Below are 1,315 nucleotides of genomic sequence, written 5' to 3'. Positions count from 1 at the left end.
CTTCATTTTTTATCATTCGGTAGAGCTTCGAGCGCCCTACACGCAGTTTTAGCATGGTCTCCTTAATCGTCATTAACTTATTAGGTTCAGGTGTCGGTATCGAAGACGGTTGCTGCTGCATAAGGATAGCCTCCTTCGTTTATTGATCACTACAGTAAGATGAGTTGCCAGGGCTGCATGAGCCAGCGCGGCACTGCGCACATGCACCGCCCGATGAAGCCCGCGCGCTGCTCTCGCCGGAAGCAAGGACCCATCATAGCCCTTCAGCGGGGCCAGGGCCGCAGCAGCAGGTGAGCGGTGCACCCCGGCGCCAGCCGCTGGCGGTTGGTCAGCAGCCGCCTAGTAACCATACCTTTCCCGCCAGGAAGCCTTCAGGGAAGCGCACGGGAACCAAGCGGGAAGCGATGGGCATGCCGCAGGCATGAGCAAGGAACCCGGGCAGGAAGGCAGCACGCTTCTTTCCGTGCTCTTGGCTCAGGCGACGCGCCTGCCCGGGTCTCTCCTGCTGTTGCCGGACCGCTTCGGGCCGCCCCGGCAACAGCGAGGGAACCGCCAGGGAGCTCAGGCTCCTTCCTCGGGAGAGGAGCAGGAAGGGCGCAGGGGCGGTTCCTGCTGCCCTGCTGGTGTCAGGGGGAACGCTCCCGCCAGCGGGGCACACGCCCGCGCCCGGCGGATCACCTGCAGGAGGGTCTGCAGATGACGTTGATCCTCTTCCAGGACGTCGTCCGTGGGCGTGCGCACGCCCCGACGCTTGCGCCGGTCGAGATACGCCCGCTCGCGGGCCAGCGTGCGCTCGAGCCATTGCTCCCAGACGTGGAGCTGCTCCCGTGATGTCCCGCAAAAGGGGCAGACCCCTGCCGCGGGTCCAGGTGGTGATCCTGTCATGTCAGCCGCTCTCCTTTCTTGCGTCTTGCCTTCCTGCCTGGCTGATGGGCGGGTTCCTGATGGCGCTCGGACCAGGAGCTAGAGCCTGCCGGCCACTGGTCCGCTCTGGGGTCACTCCCAGAGGGTGGCAGCCGCCGCGTGCTGCTCCTGGGCCACCTGGCCCTGCCCTCCGCGCGCAGCGCCAGACGCACGGGGCAGGTGCCCTGGCTGGCGGGAACCGGTGGATCGGGGCGTCTCTCCCTCGACCCAGGCCAGCAGGAACTCGATACGCGGGTCTGCTGGAGACAGTTCCTGCAGGAGTCGCGCCGTGGCCCTGGCCAGGGCCTGCAGGGCTTCCTCGGCGGTGAGGTCCTCCAGGAGAGCCTGGCGCATCCCCTCCACGCAGGTGATTAGCTCCTCAACCCAGGCTGCGGGAGCGACGGCGCAGAGC

The 1,315-nt window shown here is 66.5% G+C and carries 2 protein-coding genes; both read right to left on the bottom strand.

What is annotated here, in order from left to right; translation table 11 throughout:
• Positions 1–561 precede the first annotated feature (561 nt).
• A complete protein-coding gene (locus tag ACFMO7_RS00705; RefSeq protein ID WP_376793621.1) occupies positions 562–885 on the bottom strand; it encodes a hypothetical protein in 324 nt (107 codons plus the stop codon).
• 111 nt (positions 886–996) lie between these two features.
• A partial coding sequence (locus ACFMO7_RS00700) for a hypothetical protein (RefSeq protein ID WP_376793620.1) occupies positions 997–1,315 on the bottom strand: 319 nt, incomplete at its 5' end.

This window comes from Thermogemmatispora sp. (genome assembly GCF_042408735.1).
Taxonomy (GTDB): domain Bacteria; phylum Chloroflexota; class Ktedonobacteria; order Ktedonobacterales; family Ktedonobacteraceae; genus Thermogemmatispora.
This window is presented reverse-complemented; position numbering and strand designations above follow the sequence as displayed.